Below are 15,986 nucleotides of genomic sequence, written 5' to 3' on the forward strand. Positions count from 1 at the left end.
TCCTAAAAAATAGTTTGTTTCCGAAGCGGCTTAGTACGCCAGCGTATAGATATGACGCCCTCCATTGACAGGGCCTTTGATGACCGCTTCAATATCCTCGCGCTTGCGCTGTGTGACCAGCTCAATGGGAGGCAGTTCTCCGGCAGGATATTTTTCCAGAATATCGTTCACGAGCTTTTCCAGATAGTTCAGCACATTTTCCACGCCGGGCCTTGCCTTTTCCGCATCGGCACCTCTTGGGTCACCGATGACTCCTTCCGGTGTACAAATGCATTCCATACCCACACTGCCAAATGCGTTATACCATTTGATCGGTCCAACGCCATTTTCCGCAGAGTTGTTGATGTGGCCGGGAGGCAGCATCGGACTAGGCTTTGTGGCGACCGCATGCTCCTGTTTGCAAAGTTCAGGAAACAACGCTAATGAAAAAGACTGTTCAACCTCATCGGCGTGAATAAAGGGCGTATCGAAAACCCCTCCCTGTTCTTTGGTAGCAAGATCCGTCAGACCGGTTTCCGGGTTTTTGGCTGCATTCCAGAAGTGTACATAAAGTGTAATACCGGGAACCTGAAATTTCTTACCGAATTTATGTATAGCGAGAGGAATTACATAATCCTGTCCATGACCATTGACGACAATCATTTTACGGAATCCGGTGTTCCAGAATCCGGCAAAAACATAACAAAGATAGTCCGCAAGAGTTTCTTCCGGTATCATGATGGTTCCAGGCATGCCCAGATGGTGATAAGGATGCGAACCGTACCAGATGGGCTGCGCCACAGTACAGCCGGTAGCCTTGGCAACCTGCTCACAGAGGCGGGTATCCAGATAGGTATCCTCTCCAAAGGGGGCGTTGGGCCCATGATTCTCCGTTGATCCTACCGGGATCAGAATGACATCATTTTTCTTGAGCCTTTCTGCTACTTCAAGGTTGGTCATGTTCTGAAAATAGATACCGTTGCTGCTTTCCATGTTGCCGCCTTTTGCGGGAATCTGCCATTTTGACATTGTTTTTTCCTCCATTTCTGTATGTAATTTTCATTTTCTTGGATAATCCATACTTACCAGCACTTTGCCGGAAGTACGGTTGGCCGCCTGGGCCAGCCCGATTTCAATATCCTCCAGGTGAACGCGGTCGGTTACCATTTTGCGCATATCGATGCGCCCGCTGGCCATCAGGGCAATGACATCACTGTAAATCCCCTGTCCCGACTGTCCGTTGGAACCACTGATGCAACCGGCATGAAACATATAGGGATACAGGTCGATGCTGGTTTTTCCAATAGAATGCCCTATTTGAACCGTTTTGCCGCCGATGGCCAGAGCTCCGGCCATAACCGGATAGGTAGCATTGGTAGCTCCCGAGCACTCGGCAAACAAGGAAATTCCTCTTCCCTCTGTGAGATCCATCAGCAGTTCGGATTGATTGATTCCTTCTTTGCTGAGTGCAATGGGATCGAATATGTAATCCGCACCGCAGCCCTTTGCCAGCTGACGACGCTCTTCCGTGGTCTCAAAACAGATCAGTTTTGCCGCACCGCTGGTTTTCATTAGGGAAATGGCAGATAATCCGATAGGGCCTGCACCGAACACAACCACGTGCCCGCCTGGGCGGATACCGCCGCCTCTTACAAATAACCCGTTATAGGCAACACCTGTGGGCTCAATCATGGCACCTAATTCAAAGGCTGTCATTTTATCACCGTAAAAATTTACGATATCATTGAGCAGGTAGCAGTATTTTGCCTTAACCACCGCATATTCCGCAAAGCCGCCGTCAAAGGTAAGCCCGGGCTCCTCAAGGTTTTGACACTGGTTGAACATTCCCATCCGGCAGGCATCGCATTCACCGCACCAATTCATAGATTCCACGCTTACCAGATCTCCCGCTTTCAGGCGCTGCTTTACAGCCTTTCCTACCTCGATAATTTCCCCTGAGAACTCATGCCCGGTGATGATTGGATATTTGGAATGACCGTCATATTTTGTATAGCCATCCTCATCTTTTTGCAATAGATGAGCGTCCGTTCCGCAGATCCCCGCAGCCCCCACCTTAAGTAATACTTCATCTTCCGCAGGTACGGGTATCGGTCGGTCGGTTACGACACCTTGAATATTTCTCCAGATGGAGTTGCCTCTTCTAGAGCGTTTTGTTGAAGTCTCTCGCTCTGAAAGTATATAGCCCTCCTTAGGCTCCCAATCTGCGGTAACATAAAACCCTCTCATTGTTCATCCTCCTTTTAACATTCTGCCCGGCTCTTCAGAGCCACCTGGTAGAATTTAGGCTGGAAAATCACGAATCTGTGATTCGTAGATTTTCATCGTCTTTTTTATTTATCTAGAAAATAAAGCAAAGCTTTCAATTTGAAGCGATACATTCCATTACATGCTTTATTGCATACCGTGCTGCCGTTATACCATCCGGTTTAGGCAAACACTCAACGGAGAGATATCCTCCATATTCTATTGTATCTAACGCCTGAAGAATTTTACGAAAGTCAAATTGTCCGCTGCCGGGATAGCAGCGCGAATTATCCGCAAGGTGCATATAACCTAATTTTTTACCGCAGAGTTGTATAGCCGCTGCCGGATCTGTTTCATCAATGCCCATATGAAAGGTATCTAAGTGAACAAAACAGTTTTCCAGTTTATTTTTTTCAATAAATTCCATGGTTTCAGCTGCAGTATTAAAAATATTGGTCTCATACCGATTAATGACCTCTAAGTGAATATGTACATCCCGTTCTCCCGCAAACTCATCCAAAATTTGAAGGTGATAAGCCAGCCGATCCAAGTATTTTTTCGCACCTGCCCCAGCAGGTATTCTTCCCTTGACCCATCCTATTACAATGTCTGTTTGAAACCGCTGTGCCATTTGAATATATTGTCTCATTCCGTCCATGGCGGATTGTGTCACATAAGGAATGTCATCAATCAAGTTTACTTGCCCTTCTGTGCAAAGCCTGCCTGTAACAATGGCTGCAATCTTCATATTGCAGTCCTGCATTACTTTTTCAATAGAAGCATAGTCCCAGCGTGCGGTTTCCCGTGTATGGACTTCTATGGCATGGTAGCCAAGCTGGGCCGCCTGGATCAAATTGCTGCAAATATCTCCTATCAGCAGAATAGGGGCGGTAGGACCGGCATCATCAGCACTGGATAATGCAAATTGCCATTCTTTCATGTATTGGATACCTCCTCCTAATGAACGATAAAATATTTAATTGCATTTTTCAGCAGTGAAATTCGGATACGGTGGAAAGAGCGTGTTAAGGAAAAAACTAGTTATTAAGATACGTGCAATGAGGCCAAACCATCAAGAAATCATCGGCTAGAATTTCATTAACACTTAAAATTTTTAATTACGGATTCATTATAGTTTATGTATTGAATTGTGTCAATCCTATTTTTGCAGATTATCAAAGCACAATAAATCCATAAAAAAGACTTGTTTTTCACAGAAAGATCATATTTTTTGTCGGATTACTTTACAAATTATAAGTTTAAGTATAAATGAAAAATTCTCGAAATAATTAAGTATAGTTGACATTAATTAAAAATCATGTTTTAATAAGAAACATACGGAAATAACGTTTGAGTAACGTTATTTCCTAAGTTATAAAAAATATGGAACTTCCAGTTATGAGGTATTTTTATGGCGAATCCTTCCAACACTGATTTTATATCTTTACTATTGGGTCAAAGAATCCGTGATATTCGAAAATCCAGAAAAATGACGATTACCGATCTTGCCAATGCGACAGGCTTAACGCCAAGCATGATCAGTCAGGTAGAGCGATCCATCATTTCACCATCCATAGAAACTTTGAAGAAAATCGGAAATGCTCTGGAGATCCCGTTAAGCGTACTGTTTGAGGATGCTGAAATATATACTCCGACCTCCGCAGTACCCCTGGTCAGCCAACTAGGGAATCCGGAAGCTATTTTGAGCGGCTTGCCGACACTGAATTTGAACAACCAGTCTCCAGTGGTACACCGGGAACAAAGAAAAATTCTTTCACCCGGTAAGGGTATTCGTTTTTATTTGCTAAATCCTAATTTAACAGGACCTATCGAGTTTATTTATAACGAATATGATCCAGGCAGTACCACCGGCCCGGAACTCTATTCCCATCCCGGCAGCGAATGCGGGCTTATTTTATCAGGCGAACTGGTGGTGCAGATCAAGCAGGAGGTGTATCTTCTCAAAGAAGGGGACAGCATCACGTTCAATTCCACGGACCCCCATTCCAAAAGAAATGTCAGCGATAAGATCTGCACTTGCGTATGGGCAAATGTACCGCCATGGTTTTAAAGAAAAGGATCTGACAAACTGGTTACAAAAAAAAGAGCCGCAGGCCCTTTTAAAAACAAGAAACACAGGCAGATATCCACGAACAGATAGTCTTCCTGTGTTTTTTAACGTACACTCTTTCTAGCATGATAGCCGAGAACTTCTACCGGTTCTCCCATTACATTCTGAGGAAAGTGAATTTCATTCGGCGAGGTCGAGCCCATCACTTTCTCATGAATGATAGTTACACCCTCCATAGACCAATGATACTTCAATCCGCCTAACGTCATCTTTTCCGGCATAAAATCAGGATGATTCTTTTTAAAATTACGAATACTTTTTGCTGCGTGAAGATAAGTCGTAAAAATCCCGATTATTTCACCTGAGTTTTTTATCAGAGAAGCAAGGTAATCAGTCGAAAATGTGTTATAGGTAAAAAGAGAATTAACAGTTGAATAATCATCAATATAAAGGTCTATTGCAGCACTTTTAATCGGAAGATGTGTTGGTTGCCCAACAATATAAACGATGCTATAGTTCCAAGAGGACAAATATTTCTTGATCTTTGTTATTCTTTTTAAAGACGGATCAAAAATAATATAGATATGGTCTTTTCCCAGTTTTTCTATATACTCCAGTAAAAAATTAAAGGTAAAGGGGCCTGCCATAATAAACTTCACACCGTCCACCTGGGCAGCAATTTGGCTGTACATCCATATATAGGTTTTTGCGATCAGTTTTCTGTAAGCTGGGCTGAATTGATCTTTCATGGCCATGATGGATTCTATGTTTTCAAAAGCCTTAAAAGGAGTTTCCTCGGCAAATTCTTCACAAAGGATCATTCCCTCCGTTATCGTAGCAGTGTAACCGCATTCACAGGATAGATTACCCTTCTGTATACTGCCGTTGGAAAGACTGGCGGAATCCAATTTCAGAGGAACCTGACAACTGGGGCAATAAAGGTACGGGATCATGGTAAAAGGTACTCCATGATCAGTTATTTCCTCGTTGCTTAAAGTCGGAAGATTCTCTATTTCCCTCTCTATATCAGCAATAGATTTTGTAAGATTATCTCTTTCCTCAATCAATAATTTTCTTTTATTCTTTAAAATATCTGTACACACATCAATTACAACTTCGTCTTTAAAACGAGATGCTTTCTCCATGAAAAACAATATCTGAATTTCTTCTAACGAAAAATTGTATTTTTTATATTTCAATATTTTTTCCATATCAGAGATACAATCCGCATCAAATTCATATTGTCCCCCTACCTTACAGGGCGTCAGCAACCCATTGTTGATATAGAATCGAATCGTGCTGATATTCATATCAATTTTTTTTGCAAACGTGCCGATTTTCATTCCTTTCCCTCTCTCCGATACCATTCAATTCTCAACCCCAGTATAGGTCAAATTCTTTTTTAAGTCAAATCTAATCCAGAATGTGAACCCGGGTTTACATTTTACGGTTTCGGTTCGTATGGTACATCCTGCTTCACTGTTGAATCGTATTGTAACTTGCGGTAAACATGGATCCAGTATTAGTATTAATGATAGGAAGATGTCTCAGAAAGTATTGTGCCGTGTACTTTGACTTTGCCGGAAATCCGTAAAGGCGCGGGAAGTCCGGCAGACACCATCTGAAGAGGTGTAAGATTATTACAACAAAGTTTACTGTATTATACCGGAGAACTCCTAATCTCTTCAGAATTCCCTGCCAGTGAGCGAACCAACAAAGTTATTCCTTCGCACAACGCAGGGAATTCTGTGTACATTCCGGATTGAATACGAATTTGTATTCCGGTTCTACTCCTTGCCTCAGAATCAAATGTTTAATACCGTATCCAAAAGCAGCTGTGCCCCTCCGACCAGATCATCCGCGTTTGTATCTTCAAAGGGTACATGGCTTCTGCCTCCTATACTAGGTACAAACAACATACCCGAAGGAACGTGAGGAGCGATGATACAAGTATCATGGACCGCCCCGCTGTCCATGATCCGGTGATGAATACCGGCTTCCGAAGCAAGCCTGTCCATAAGCTTCATAATTCTGTTATCCATACGGAAAGGCCTGGAATCTGCAAGACTTCTTATTTCAAGGTCTGTCTCTCTCTGATCCGAAATCATTTTGATCGCCTCTTCTATTTTGTTTATGAAACTTCTTATTCTTTCTTCTCGCTTATCTCTCACTTCCACAGTGAATATCACCTTTTCCGGAATCACGTTGGAGCAATTCGGCAAAACAGACATTTTTCCAACGGTAGCTACGACGATCCCTTCCGGATCCGTTTTAGCTACACGTTCTACCTCTGCTATGCAAAGAGCTGCTGTGGCCAGTGCATCCCGTCTGTATTTCATCGGTGTAGCTCCGGCGTGATTGCCGGTTCCTGTGATCGTTATCTCTATGGTTTTCATTCCGAAAATCCCATCCACAATTCCGATGGATTTTCCTTCCCGTTCAAGAACAGGCCCTTGTTCGATATGCAGCTCCAGCATGGCTTTCATACTGGAAAAGTCCCATAATACTTCTTCCTCCTGATACGGAGGGAAGCTGCAATTCATTAACATTTCCCTTAATGAGATTTGATCATCATTTTTCAGCCGATCAAGATCTTTTTCTCCGTAAATGCCGGTAACAAATTTGCTGCCGGTCATGGTGGAGCCGAAATTCGAGCCTTCCTCTTCGGCAAAAATAACAACTTCAACTTCCGATACACGCTCACTTTCATTTTCTGAAAGCGTTCGCAATACCTCAAGCCCGCTTGCGATACCATAAATCCCGTCAAGCCAGCCGCCATTCCGGACCGTATCAATATGAGATCCAATCCGTATTTTGTTTCTTTTTCCATCCATCTCTTGATGCCCGATGTACATGTTCCCAATCGGATCCGTTCTTACCGAAAATCCATGGGATTCTGCCGCTTCCTTTATAAACTGTCTGGCTCTTCTATCGCTCTCGCCGTATGAAAATCTTGTTACACCAACCCCCGGCGTATCGGTAAAACATTTTAATAGATGTAAATCAGACAGAAGTCTTTCTTCGGATATTTTCATGTTGCCTCTCCGTTCATAATTGCCGCTGATAACAAAGTTATTTTGAAAACTGTTCCCTACTTGTTATATACATAGCCATAAGGTTCTCCGGCGATAAATTTACCCTGGCCCTTTTGTCCTATGTATTTCCCGCCATCCACGATTTTGCCGCCGCGAAGGAAGACTGTTTCAGCTCTCCCTTTCTGTTCAAAACCTTCAAAGGGGCAGTAATCAACCCCCTCAAGATTATTCGCAGCACTTATGGTACCCGTATAATCCGGATCAAAGATCACAATATCCGCATCAAAGCCGATTGCGATCTGGCCTTTCTTCGAAAGACCGTTGATCTTTGCCGGCATTGTGGCAAAGAGATCTACAAGCCGGCTCTTTGTTATCTTCCCTTCGCATACACCGTAGGTCCAGAGTATATTCAAGCGGTTCTGCAGACTCGGAGCACCGTTGGGGATATCCGCAAAGGAATTGCCCTCACCGAAGCCCATATGTTTCTGATGCTCGTAATCGAATCCGCAATGGTCGGAACTGATCGCGTTAAGCCATTTTTTATCGACAGCTTCCCACAGCGCATCCCTGTGTTCCTCGGTTCTCAGAGCTGGTGAGCAGACGTATTTTGCGCCTTCAAAGCCAGGCCTTGCCAAATCATCTGTATCCAAAATCAGGTAGTGGGAGCAGGTTTCCCCGTATACCGACTGTCCTCTGCCATAGGCCTGTTTGATTTCTTCCAGAGCTTCCTTCGCAGAAACATGAACAACATATAGGGGTGCATCTGCCAGTTCTGCCAGATAGATAGCACGTCTTGTCGCTTCCGCTTCTACAACGGGAGGTCTGGAAACCGCATGGTAATAGGGAGCCGTCTTTCCCTCTGAAATCAGTTTCTTTGTCAGAACATCGATCATTTCAGCATTTTCAGCGTGAACCATCACCGTGATTCCCGCTTCCTTTCCTTTGAAAAGTGCATTCAGAATCGCATCATCGTCGGCATGAAAAAACATTCCCTTGTATGCCATAAAGAGCTTCATGGTCGGGTACCCCGCCTCAGCCAGTTTTGGAATCTCTTCAATAACCTCCGGTCTGGGATCAGTCATAACGCTGTGAAAGGAATAGTCTACCATTGCAATGCCATCCGCATCCGTTTTCCGGTACTCATCGATGGATTCTACCAGGCCTTTTCCCTGAACCTGATTCACGAATTCAATCAGTGTGGTAGTTCCTCCTACAGCTGCAGCATTTGAGGTTTCAAATCCTCTTACCTTGCTTCCTTTGTAGGTGAATGAGAAATGAACATGCTGGTCAACACCGCCCGGCAGCACATATTTCCCTTTTGCATCCACGATTTCGTCAGCCTCTTTTTCCAGGTTTTCACCAATCGCATGAATTGATTCTCCCTGAATATAGATATCCGCTGTAAATTCATTTTCTGCAGTTACGATTGTCCCATTTTTGATTAAGACAGACATGGTTCCACCTCCGCGTTTTCATTATTTATTTTATTTTATTAAATTCATTATAGCATTTCAATGTTATTACAATATTTGTCTCAGACTTATTACGGATTCCTCGTTCACTTCTTTTTATTTCAGTTTACTGGTGCAATATCAACAATCACAAGCTCCGGCGGATTAAAAACTCTTGGAATACGGGTTGACTCCTTTGCAAGTCCACGGCTCACAATAAAGGTTTTGTCGCTAAATACGATTCTCACCGATTTCCGCATCATCAACGCCGCAAAGGTTGATTGTCTGATCATGAATGCTGATGATACGATAACTTGTCATCTACAATGTCCCCGCCGAACAATATTATATCGGGTTGCTGCTCGTCAATGCAACGCATAACAATAATGGAAAGGATCAATGCAAATGCAATCAACTTTTTTCTTTACTGATACTCTTACCCCTTAAAATACAAATACACCAACCTTGCTGCTATCTTGCCAGCTGTTTATTCCGAGGAAAAAAACAACTGGTAATACAAGAGCGATAATGTCAAGGCTTGCAGGCTTGTATTTTTTCAAGCCTGCAAGCCTTTGTAACAAAAGAGAGCCAAACATTCTATTTTTAAAACATTTGACTCTATATATTCTTTTTACAAAATAATCTCTAAAAATGTAAAAATGAATTTTTTTATACGTTAAACCGGAACAGAATCACGTCCCCGTCCTTGACTACATAATCCTTGCCTTCTGACCGTACCAGACCTTTTTCCTTTGCCGTGGCCAGGTTACCCCCGCATTGGATCAGCTCGTCATAAGCGATGGTTTCTGCTCTGATAAAGCCCCTTTCAAAGTCCGTATGTATTTTTCCTGCGGCCTGAGGTGCTTTGGTTCCTTTTCTGATGGTCCATGCGCGGACCTCCTGGGGTCCGGCAGTCAGGAACGAAATCAGATCCAGCAGATGATAGGAAGCCTTGATCAGTTTGTCAAGGCCGGATTCACTGATGCCGAGATCCTCAAAGAATGCGGTCTTTTCTTCTTCCTCCAGTTCGGCAATTTCTGCTTCCAGCTTTGCACAAAGAACCACTACGTCAGAACCTTCCGTAGCTGCAAATTCTCGTACCTTTTTCACGTATTCATTGTCAATTTCAGCAGCGGCCTCTTCTTCCGACACATTGGCAGCGTAGATGATAGGCTTAAAAGACAGCAAGTCCATAGAACGGACAATTTCCATTTCTTCATCACTCAGCTGGAGTGTTCTTGCAGAAAGTCCCTTTTCAACGGTATCTTTTACCTTCATCAGGGTGTCAAGCTCCACTTGCAGGCTCTTATCACCTTTCAGATTTTTCTGGGTCTTCTGGATTCTTCTTTCGATGACTTCCATATCGGATAGAATCAATTCCATATTAATCGTCTCAATATCGGAAAGCGGATCGATTTTCCCGTCTACATGAACGACATTGGGGTCGTCAAAACATCTGACCACATGGATAATGGCTGCCACCTCACGGATATGGCCCAGGAATTTGTTACCCAGACCCTCTCCTTTTGAAGCACCCTTTACCAGTCCGGCGATATCATAAAATTCAATCGTTGTATAAACGGTCTTCTTTGAGTTGTACATCTCGTGAAGAACCCTTAATCTTTCGTCAGGTACCGTAACCACGCCCACATTGGGCTCTATGGTGCAGAAAGGATAATTGGCAGCTTCTGCTCCTGCCTTGGTGATTGCGTTGAATAATGTGCTTTTTCCTACGTTAGGAAGCCCTACAATGCCTAATTTCATAGATTATTTTTCTCCTCTTATTGTTACACCTTTTTTTCATGAACAGGTGAAGGTATCGTCTTAATAAAAAATTCTGTTTTTATACTTACTTCTCTGTCTTTTAATGATATACGCGACTAAGCAAATGACAAAAACTGCCAGACTTAACACTTGTGCCTGACGGAAGGGTCCAATCATCAGACTGTCGGTACGAAGTCCTTCTACAAAGAACCGCTCAAAGGAATATAAAATACCGTAAAGCAGGAAGGTCTGCCCTTCAAATTTTCTGTTGTTATCTACCACGATCAGTACAAAAAATAATATAAAGCACCAGATAGATTCGTAGAGGAAGGTAGGATGCACCATTTCCCCGTTAACATTGATTGCCCAGGGAAGATCCGTAGGCCCTCCATGTGCCTCTGAATTGAAATAATTGCCCCAACGTCCGATGGATTGTGCCAGTGCGATAGCAGGAACCGTCAGGTCTAGTAAATTGAGCGGTCTGACTCTCCATGCTCTGCAAAGCAATGCGGCTGCAATAAATCCGAAAATCAGGCCCCCATGGATGGCAAGGCCGCCGCCTCTTGTGTTGATGATCTTATAAAAGTCCCCGGCATAAGCATCCCAATTGAAAGCCACATAATAAAGTCTTGCCCCGATCACTCCCAGAGGCACGCAAATCAAAACAAAATCCAAGGTCCGATCGGGTGAAATCTCATGCAAAGACGCCCTTTTATATATGATAATGACAGCCAGCACCATCGCTGCAGCAATTAAGATTCCATACCACATGATGTCAATTCCAAAGATGGTAAAAGCAATTGGATTAGGTATCGGCATTTCTTGTATCCTCCTTTTCCTGTAATGATTCTTCCAATACAAATATCTTAGCTGGATTGATCCAATTAGTGCTTAATATTATACACTAAAATATCCAATCTGCACAGCCTTACTTATATTTTGACCCAAACGATTATAAACTTACATTTTTGTCACATTTGATTATTTAAGAAAAAGTTAACATTTTATGAAGATATTTTATGGTATAATTCGTTATAGAAAATATGAAAGAGTGTCTATTTAAGAGGAGGTATTTATGTTTCTAAAGAAGAATAAGGGAACGGAGATAGACGGGGGGACTACAGAAAAGGTTATTAAAAAAAGAAAAAAAATGTCCCGGAAAAAGAAATGGATCCTAATCATCACGATCGTCATACTCCTGATTGCAGTACTGTTCGCATGGTCAAAGACCTTCTCGGGAGGCCCTCAGGCCCCTGTTGTCACCACAGGAACTGCAGAAAAGATGAACATTGAAGAAGTCGTTGCCATAAAAGGTACGATCAAGGGGTCCGAATCGGCAGATGTGGTTTCCTCTTTAAACTATGAAATCGTTTCCATATTGGTGAAAGAGGGAGACGTTGTTAAAAAAGACCAGGTTATCGCTGTGCTTGACGGGGAAGCGTTGGAAAATGACTATAAAAAAGCTTTGAGCTCTCTGGAAGAATCCAAGTTCAACTATGAAGCTTCTCAACTGCTCTATCAGGAAGGAGCTATTTCAAAAGAACAGTTCATCAAGGCCAAAAATACATATGAAAACGACAAAATTACATTGGATTCCTATAATGTGGCCGATAAAACCAACCTCAAGAGCCCTATCGCAGGAACGGTAACAAGAGTGAATGTTAATTTGGGGCGCTATGCCAACGATACGGAAAACAGCGAGCCCATGTTCGTTATTGAAGATCTGGACAATTTAAAGATGGATGTAAAAATCAGCGAATATGACATCAGCAAAATAAAGGTGGGCCAAAAGGTCACCATTACAGCGGAAGTTCTGGGCAAGGAAAGCGTTACCGGCACCGTTTCCAGAATTTCTCCTACCGGAGAACCGAAAGATGCAACTTCTAAAGAAATGGTGATTCCCGTCCAGATTGACGTTATGAAAGGCAATTCCAAATTAATTGCAGGAGTCACCGCAAAGGCACAAATCCAAATTGAACAGAAGGAAGATGCCCTAACCGTTCCTATTGATGCCATTATGGAAGACCCGGCTACAGGAGAAAGTTATGTGATGGTTGTCGACGGCACCATTCTTCATAAGATTCCTGTAGTAATCGGCTTAGAGGGCGATTTTAACATTGAAATCCTGTCCGGAGATTTGTCGTCCGGAGACCAAGTGGTCCTCAGCCCTACTTTTGATATGACGGAAGGCATGGAAGTCACCACTCTTCCAAAACAGTAAGGGAGGCGGCTATGACACAGGAAACGAAAACAAATGGAACGAGATCAAATGAAAATATAACGAAATCCGATAACACGAAGGCAAAAGATATCATAGTTATTGAAAACCTGACAAAAGTATACCGCAATGGAGAAATAGAGGTTGCCGCTTTAAAGGGAATTAATTTAACCATACAGCAGGGGGAATTCATTTCAATCATGGGTGCTTCCGGCTCAGGGAAATCCACTTTGATGAATATCCTCGGCTGTCTTGACAGGCCTACGGATGGCTACTACTATCTGGAAGGGATTGATGTAAGCGAAAAGAACGACAATGAACTTTCTGCCGTCAGAAACAAAAAAATCGGTTTTGTTTTTCAGTCTTTCAATTTAATTGCCAGAACCAGTGCGTTAAAAAATGTAGAATTGCCCATGGTTTATGGCAAAGTGGGGGCTGATGAACGGAAAGAACGAGCCTTGGAGCTCTTAAACAGCGTAGGCCTGAAAGAAAGATCCGGCCATATGCCCAACGAGCTTTCCGGCGGGCAGAAGCAGAGAGTGGCCATTGCCAGGGCCCTGGCGAACAAGCCCCAGATCATACTGGCAGACGAGCCTACGGGAAATCTTGATTCTCAATCATCGGTTGAGATTATGGAGATCTTTAAGAAATTGAATCGGGAAGATAAAAATACGGTGATCATCGTAACCCATGAACGAGATATTGCTGAATTTACAGATCGTATCATTACGTTCAAGGATGGTCATATCATTAAGGATGAGAATCTGACGGAGGTGACACCATGCTCTTGATTGAAAATATCAAATTGGCTTTAACCTCCATTAGAACCAATAAAATGCGTTCCTTTCTCACGATGCTGGGGATTATCATCGGTATCAGCTCCGTAATAGCCATTACTTCTATCGGCGCCAGTGCAAAAGGAGTGGTAAGCAAGGAATTCGAAAGCTTTGGTATGAACAACATGTATGTTTATATCAACTGGAGATTGGCGGAAGACGGCGTAGAATATTCTGATTTGATCTTTCCGGAAGATATTGAGGCTCTGAAAGAGAGATTTCCGGATGATATTCTGTATATATGCCCTTCTATTTCCGCCGACAGCGAAACGAAGGTTCGGCGTATTACCGGCAAACTCCGCATGGCGGGAGTTGCGGCTGACTATAATAAATTCTATAATATGAATCTCATTCACGGCCGGATGCTCAACGAAAGCGATGTTGACGGTGCCCGGGATCGTATTGTTATAGATAAAGACGCAGCCCAGCACTTTTTCAACAAGGATAATGCCGTTGGGGAGGTTCTGAGCGTAACCATCAATGGTGAGCCTAAGGATTTGACTATTGTAGGTATTTATGAGAAGGAAGCCAGCATATTTGATAACATGATGGTAAGCGACTCCTACCAAACCTACGTACCTTATCCGTTGTTACAAGCCGGTGATCAATCCACTTCCTACATAGAGCTTTATACCAATGCCGAAAAGGATCAAGCCGTTATTGGAGGCGAAATCACCAAGTATTTGGCCAGGATCAAGGATAAAGCACCCGAATTTTACATATTCGAATCTGCTGAAGCCCAGATGGGTATGATCAACAATGTACTGGGTACCCTTTCCATCGCCATTGGAGCCATTGCCGCAATATCACTTGTGGTAGGCGGTATCGGCATCATGAATATCATGCTGGTTTCCGTTACAGAACGAACCCGCGAAATCGGCATACGAAAATCTCTGGGTGCAAGAACCAAAGATATTCTTTTGCAGTTCCTGATAGAATCCATGATCATTTCTGCTATTGGAGGAGTTATAGGAACACTGCTGGGGGTTGGAATCGCATCCATAGGAATGTCATTTGCAAACATCTCGGTAATTATCGAGCCCGGAGTTATTGTGCTGGCTGTGGCCTTTTCCGCTTTGGTCGGTATGTTCTTTGGACTGTATCCGGCCAGAAAGGCAGCCAAGCTGGATCCGATAGAGGCGTTGAGGTACGAATAAAGTCATACCCACGAGATTTCCTTAGTCGCGGTGGCAGCGCGTCATAAGACCAGCCTTTCGGCTGGAATGCGGCCAATGCTTCCTAAGGGAACATCGTGGGTATGTTATCGTTAGGAACAGCCGGCGTGCATTCTCATCCTCGAAGTCATTGCAAATATACGAATCGCTCTCTTTTCGTTTAATCAACCTAACCAGAGGAGGCTTCCTAAGGGAACATCGTGGGTATGTTATCGTTAGGGACCAGTAATCCATACAGATAATCGCAGAGATATTAAAACTTTATTACTTGGGGTTCTTCTGTAAAAGAGTAGATGGTCGCCGTAGCATCTTTTAAATACAATGTCTGGGTATTGCCATCCTCTGCCGAATACATTGATTTCAATGTCGGATAGGCCTCCAGCATAGCCCTTTTGGGTTCAATTCTATCGTCTTCCACAGCAATGGCTTCCACTCGAATCCATTTGTTATCCGCCATACCGCAAATCTCTATTTTCGGATTATTTCCGATTTGCTTAGATACATTCTTCACCTTGCCGGTTTGGATGTAAAGCTTATTCTCAAAAATATTAACCGTACCAAAAGGCCGCACCCTTGGCTGATCACCATCCACCGTTGCAAGATAATAAGTATCGCACTTTTTTAAAAACTCATAAATTTTTTCCATTATTCACTCATTTCTCCTTTATAAATTTAGGATTGACAATTCATCCTTTTAACAATACTATTATATATTGTACAACATACACTTCAAGTACGATTTTTTAGTATAGTAAGTATCTTAAATGATACTATTGGAGGAAATATGGAAGAAGACTTATTTGGAATTTGTCCCTTTGTAACCGCTCAAAAAATACTTACAGGCAAGTGGACTTTGCTCATTTTACATCGTTTAAGCATCAAAACGATGCGTTTCAACGAGCTGCAGCGGGAGCTTCCCAGCCTGACCCAGGCAACTCTGACGAAACAGCTTCGTATGATGGAAGAAAACGGATTAATTATCAGAACCGTATATAATCAGATACCACCTAAAGTAGAATATTCTTTAAGTGAACTCGGAAAGCAATTTATGCCGGTTTTAGACTCTTTGGAAACTTGGGGCAGTCAGTATATAGAATTTCTTAAAAATCAGGTCTTATGAGCACTGCCCCTGTTAACCTCCAGTTATGAAGGCAAACCGTATCATAAATTTTGCAGAGTAAATTCAAGAACT

General features: G+C 42.9%; 15 protein-coding genes. 5 read left to right on the plus strand and 10 right to left on the minus strand.

The features are described from left to right. Positions 1-30: 30 nt before the first annotated feature. From iolN to KCX82_RS04445, 3 genes are all read right to left on the minus strand, one after another. The gene (gene iolN, locus KCX82_RS04435; RefSeq protein WP_227017236.1) at positions 31-1,008 is read right to left on the minus strand and encodes a 3-dehydro-scyllo-inosose hydrolase; all 978 of its coding nucleotides are present in this window, start codon (positions 1,006-1,008) and stop codon (positions 31-33) included. 30 nt (positions 1,009-1,038) lie between these two features. Next, positions 1,039-2,226, minus strand: a complete 1,188-nt coding sequence (gene iolM / locus KCX82_RS04440; protein ID WP_227017237.1) for a scyllo-inosose 3-dehydrogenase — start codon at positions 2,224-2,226, stop codon at positions 1,039-1,041. Between the two features lie 133 nt (positions 2,227-2,359). Next, a complete protein-coding gene (locus KCX82_RS04445; protein ID WP_227017238.1) occupies positions 2,360-3,184 on the minus strand; it encodes a sugar phosphate isomerase/epimerase family protein in 825 nt (274 codons plus the stop codon). 471 nt (positions 3,185-3,655) lie between these two features. On the opposite strand from KCX82_RS04445, the gene KCX82_RS04450 reads away from it, so the two are divergent. Continuing rightward, the gene (locus KCX82_RS04450) at positions 3,656-4,315 is read left to right on the plus strand and encodes a cupin domain-containing protein (RefSeq protein ID WP_227017239.1); all 660 of its coding nucleotides are present in this window, start codon (positions 3,656-3,658) and stop codon (positions 4,313-4,315) included. A gap of 104 nt (positions 4,316-4,419) precedes the next feature. Here the strand turns inward: KCX82_RS04450 and KCX82_RS04455 are convergent, their stop codons facing one another. The 6 genes from KCX82_RS04455 to lgt all read right to left on the minus strand — a co-directional run bounded on the left by KCX82_RS04455 (position 4,420) and on the right by lgt (position 11,384). Further along, the gene (locus KCX82_RS04455; RefSeq protein ID WP_227017240.1) at positions 4,420-5,658 is read right to left on the minus strand and encodes a MerR family transcriptional regulator; all 1,239 of its coding nucleotides are present in this window, start codon (positions 5,656-5,658) and stop codon (positions 4,420-4,422) included. Between the two features lie 462 nt (positions 5,659-6,120). Then, positions 6,121-7,350, minus strand: coding sequence for a M20 family metallo-hydrolase (locus KCX82_RS04460; RefSeq protein WP_227017241.1), 1,230 nt, complete (start codon positions 7,348-7,350; stop codon positions 6,121-6,123). A 56-nt stretch (positions 7,351-7,406) separates the two neighbouring features. Continuing rightward, positions 7,407-8,804 (minus strand): dihydropyrimidinase, encoded by a 1,398-nt coding sequence (gene hydA, locus KCX82_RS04465; protein WP_227017242.1) that lies wholly within the window; start codon positions 8,802-8,804, stop codon positions 7,407-7,409. Positions 8,805-8,923: 119 nt separating this feature from the next. Further along, a complete protein-coding gene (locus KCX82_RS22910; protein WP_264373186.1) occupies positions 8,924-9,094 on the minus strand; it encodes a hypothetical protein in 171 nt (56 codons plus the stop codon). 376 nt (positions 9,095-9,470) lie between these two features. Then, complete coding sequence (ychF, locus tag KCX82_RS04475) at positions 9,471-10,565, minus strand: redox-regulated ATPase YchF (RefSeq protein ID WP_227017243.1); 1,095 nt, start codon at positions 10,563-10,565, stop codon at positions 9,471-9,473. A 60-nt stretch (positions 10,566-10,625) separates the two neighbouring features. Next, positions 10,626-11,384 carry a prolipoprotein diacylglyceryl transferase gene (gene lgt, locus KCX82_RS04480; RefSeq protein WP_227017244.1) on the minus strand — a complete coding sequence of 253 codons (759 nt, stop codon included), beginning with the start codon at positions 11,382-11,384 and terminating at the stop codon, positions 10,626-10,628. A 256-nt stretch (positions 11,385-11,640) separates the two neighbouring features. Between lgt and KCX82_RS04485 the strand changes: the two genes are divergently transcribed. From KCX82_RS04485 to KCX82_RS04495, 3 genes are read left to right on the plus strand one after another with little or no spacing between them, the layout of a single operon-like run. Further along, positions 11,641-12,786 (plus strand): efflux RND transporter periplasmic adaptor subunit, encoded by a 1,146-nt coding sequence (locus KCX82_RS04485; protein WP_227017245.1) that lies wholly within the window; start codon positions 11,641-11,643, stop codon positions 12,784-12,786. An 11-nt stretch (positions 12,787-12,797) separates the two neighbouring features. Further along, positions 12,798-13,574, plus strand: a complete 777-nt coding sequence (locus KCX82_RS04490) for an ABC transporter ATP-binding protein (protein ID WP_227017246.1) — start codon at positions 12,798-12,800, stop codon at positions 13,572-13,574. Continuing rightward, positions 13,565-14,776: an ABC transporter permease gene (locus KCX82_RS04495; RefSeq protein WP_227017247.1), complete on the plus strand. Its 1,212-nt coding sequence runs from the start codon at positions 13,565-13,567 to the stop codon at positions 14,774-14,776. The genes KCX82_RS04490 and KCX82_RS04495 overlap by 10 nt, the downstream gene beginning before the upstream one ends. A 271-nt stretch (positions 14,777-15,047) precedes the next feature. Here the strand turns inward: KCX82_RS04495 and KCX82_RS04500 are convergent, their stop codons facing one another. Further along, positions 15,048-15,440 (minus strand): pyridoxamine 5'-phosphate oxidase family protein, encoded by a 393-nt coding sequence (locus KCX82_RS04500; RefSeq protein WP_227017248.1) that lies wholly within the window; start codon positions 15,438-15,440, stop codon positions 15,048-15,050. A 138-nt stretch (positions 15,441-15,578) separates the two neighbouring features. Between KCX82_RS04500 and KCX82_RS04505 the strand changes: the two genes are divergently transcribed. Beyond that, on the plus strand, positions 15,579-15,914 hold the full coding sequence (locus KCX82_RS04505) for a winged helix-turn-helix transcriptional regulator (protein ID WP_227017249.1): 336 nt from the start codon (positions 15,579-15,581) through the stop codon (positions 15,912-15,914). The last annotated feature ends 72 nt before the right edge of the window (positions 15,915-15,986 follow it).

It is taken from the genome of Sinanaerobacter chloroacetimidivorans, from assembly GCF_018128545.1.
GTDB lineage: Bacteria > Bacillota > Clostridia > Peptostreptococcales > Anaerovoracaceae > Sinanaerobacter > Sinanaerobacter chloroacetimidivorans.

Bases quoted from the DNA above. Each gene is read 5' to 3' on its own strand.
- iolN (WP_227017236.1), bottom strand. From the start codon at position 1,008: ATGTCAAAATGGCAGATTCCCGCAAAAGGCGGCAACATGGAAAGCAGC.
- iolM (WP_227017237.1), bottom strand. From the start codon at position 2,226: ATGAGAGGGTTTTATGTTACCGCAGATTGGGAGCCTAAGGAGGGCTAT.
- KCX82_RS04445 (WP_227017238.1), bottom strand. From the start codon at position 3,184: ATGAAAGAATGGCAATTTGCATTATCCAGTGCTGATGATGCCGGTCCT.
- KCX82_RS04450 (WP_227017239.1), top strand. From the start codon at position 3,656: ATGGCGAATCCTTCCAACACTGATTTTATATCTTTACTATTGGGTCAA.
- KCX82_RS04455 (WP_227017240.1), bottom strand. From the start codon at position 5,658: ATGAAAATCGGCACGTTTGCAAAAAAAATTGATATGAATATCAGCACG.
- KCX82_RS04460 (WP_227017241.1), bottom strand. From the start codon at position 7,350: ATGAAAATATCCGAAGAAAGACTTCTGTCTGATTTACATCTATTAAAA.
- hydA (WP_227017242.1), bottom strand. From the start codon at position 8,804: ATGTCTGTCTTAATCAAAAATGGGACAATCGTAACTGCAGAAAATGAA.
- KCX82_RS22910 (WP_264373186.1), bottom strand. From the start codon at position 9,094: ATGATCAGACAATCAACCTTTGCGGCGTTGATGATGCGGAAATCGGTG.
- ychF (WP_227017243.1), bottom strand. From the start codon at position 10,565: ATGAAATTAGGCATTGTAGGGCTTCCTAACGTAGGAAAAAGCACATTA.
- lgt (WP_227017244.1), bottom strand. From the start codon at position 11,384: ATGCCGATACCTAATCCAATTGCTTTTACCATCTTTGGAATTGACATC.
- KCX82_RS04485 (WP_227017245.1), top strand. From the start codon at position 11,641: ATGTTTCTAAAGAAGAATAAGGGAACGGAGATAGACGGGGGGACTACA.
- KCX82_RS04490 (WP_227017246.1), top strand. From the start codon at position 12,798: ATGACACAGGAAACGAAAACAAATGGAACGAGATCAAATGAAAATATA.
- KCX82_RS04495 (WP_227017247.1), top strand. From the start codon at position 13,565: ATGCTCTTGATTGAAAATATCAAATTGGCTTTAACCTCCATTAGAACC.
- KCX82_RS04500 (WP_227017248.1), bottom strand. From the start codon at position 15,440: ATGGAAAAAATTTATGAGTTTTTAAAAAAGTGCGATACTTATTATCTT.
- KCX82_RS04505 (WP_227017249.1), top strand. From the start codon at position 15,579: ATGGAAGAAGACTTATTTGGAATTTGTCCCTTTGTAACCGCTCAAAAA.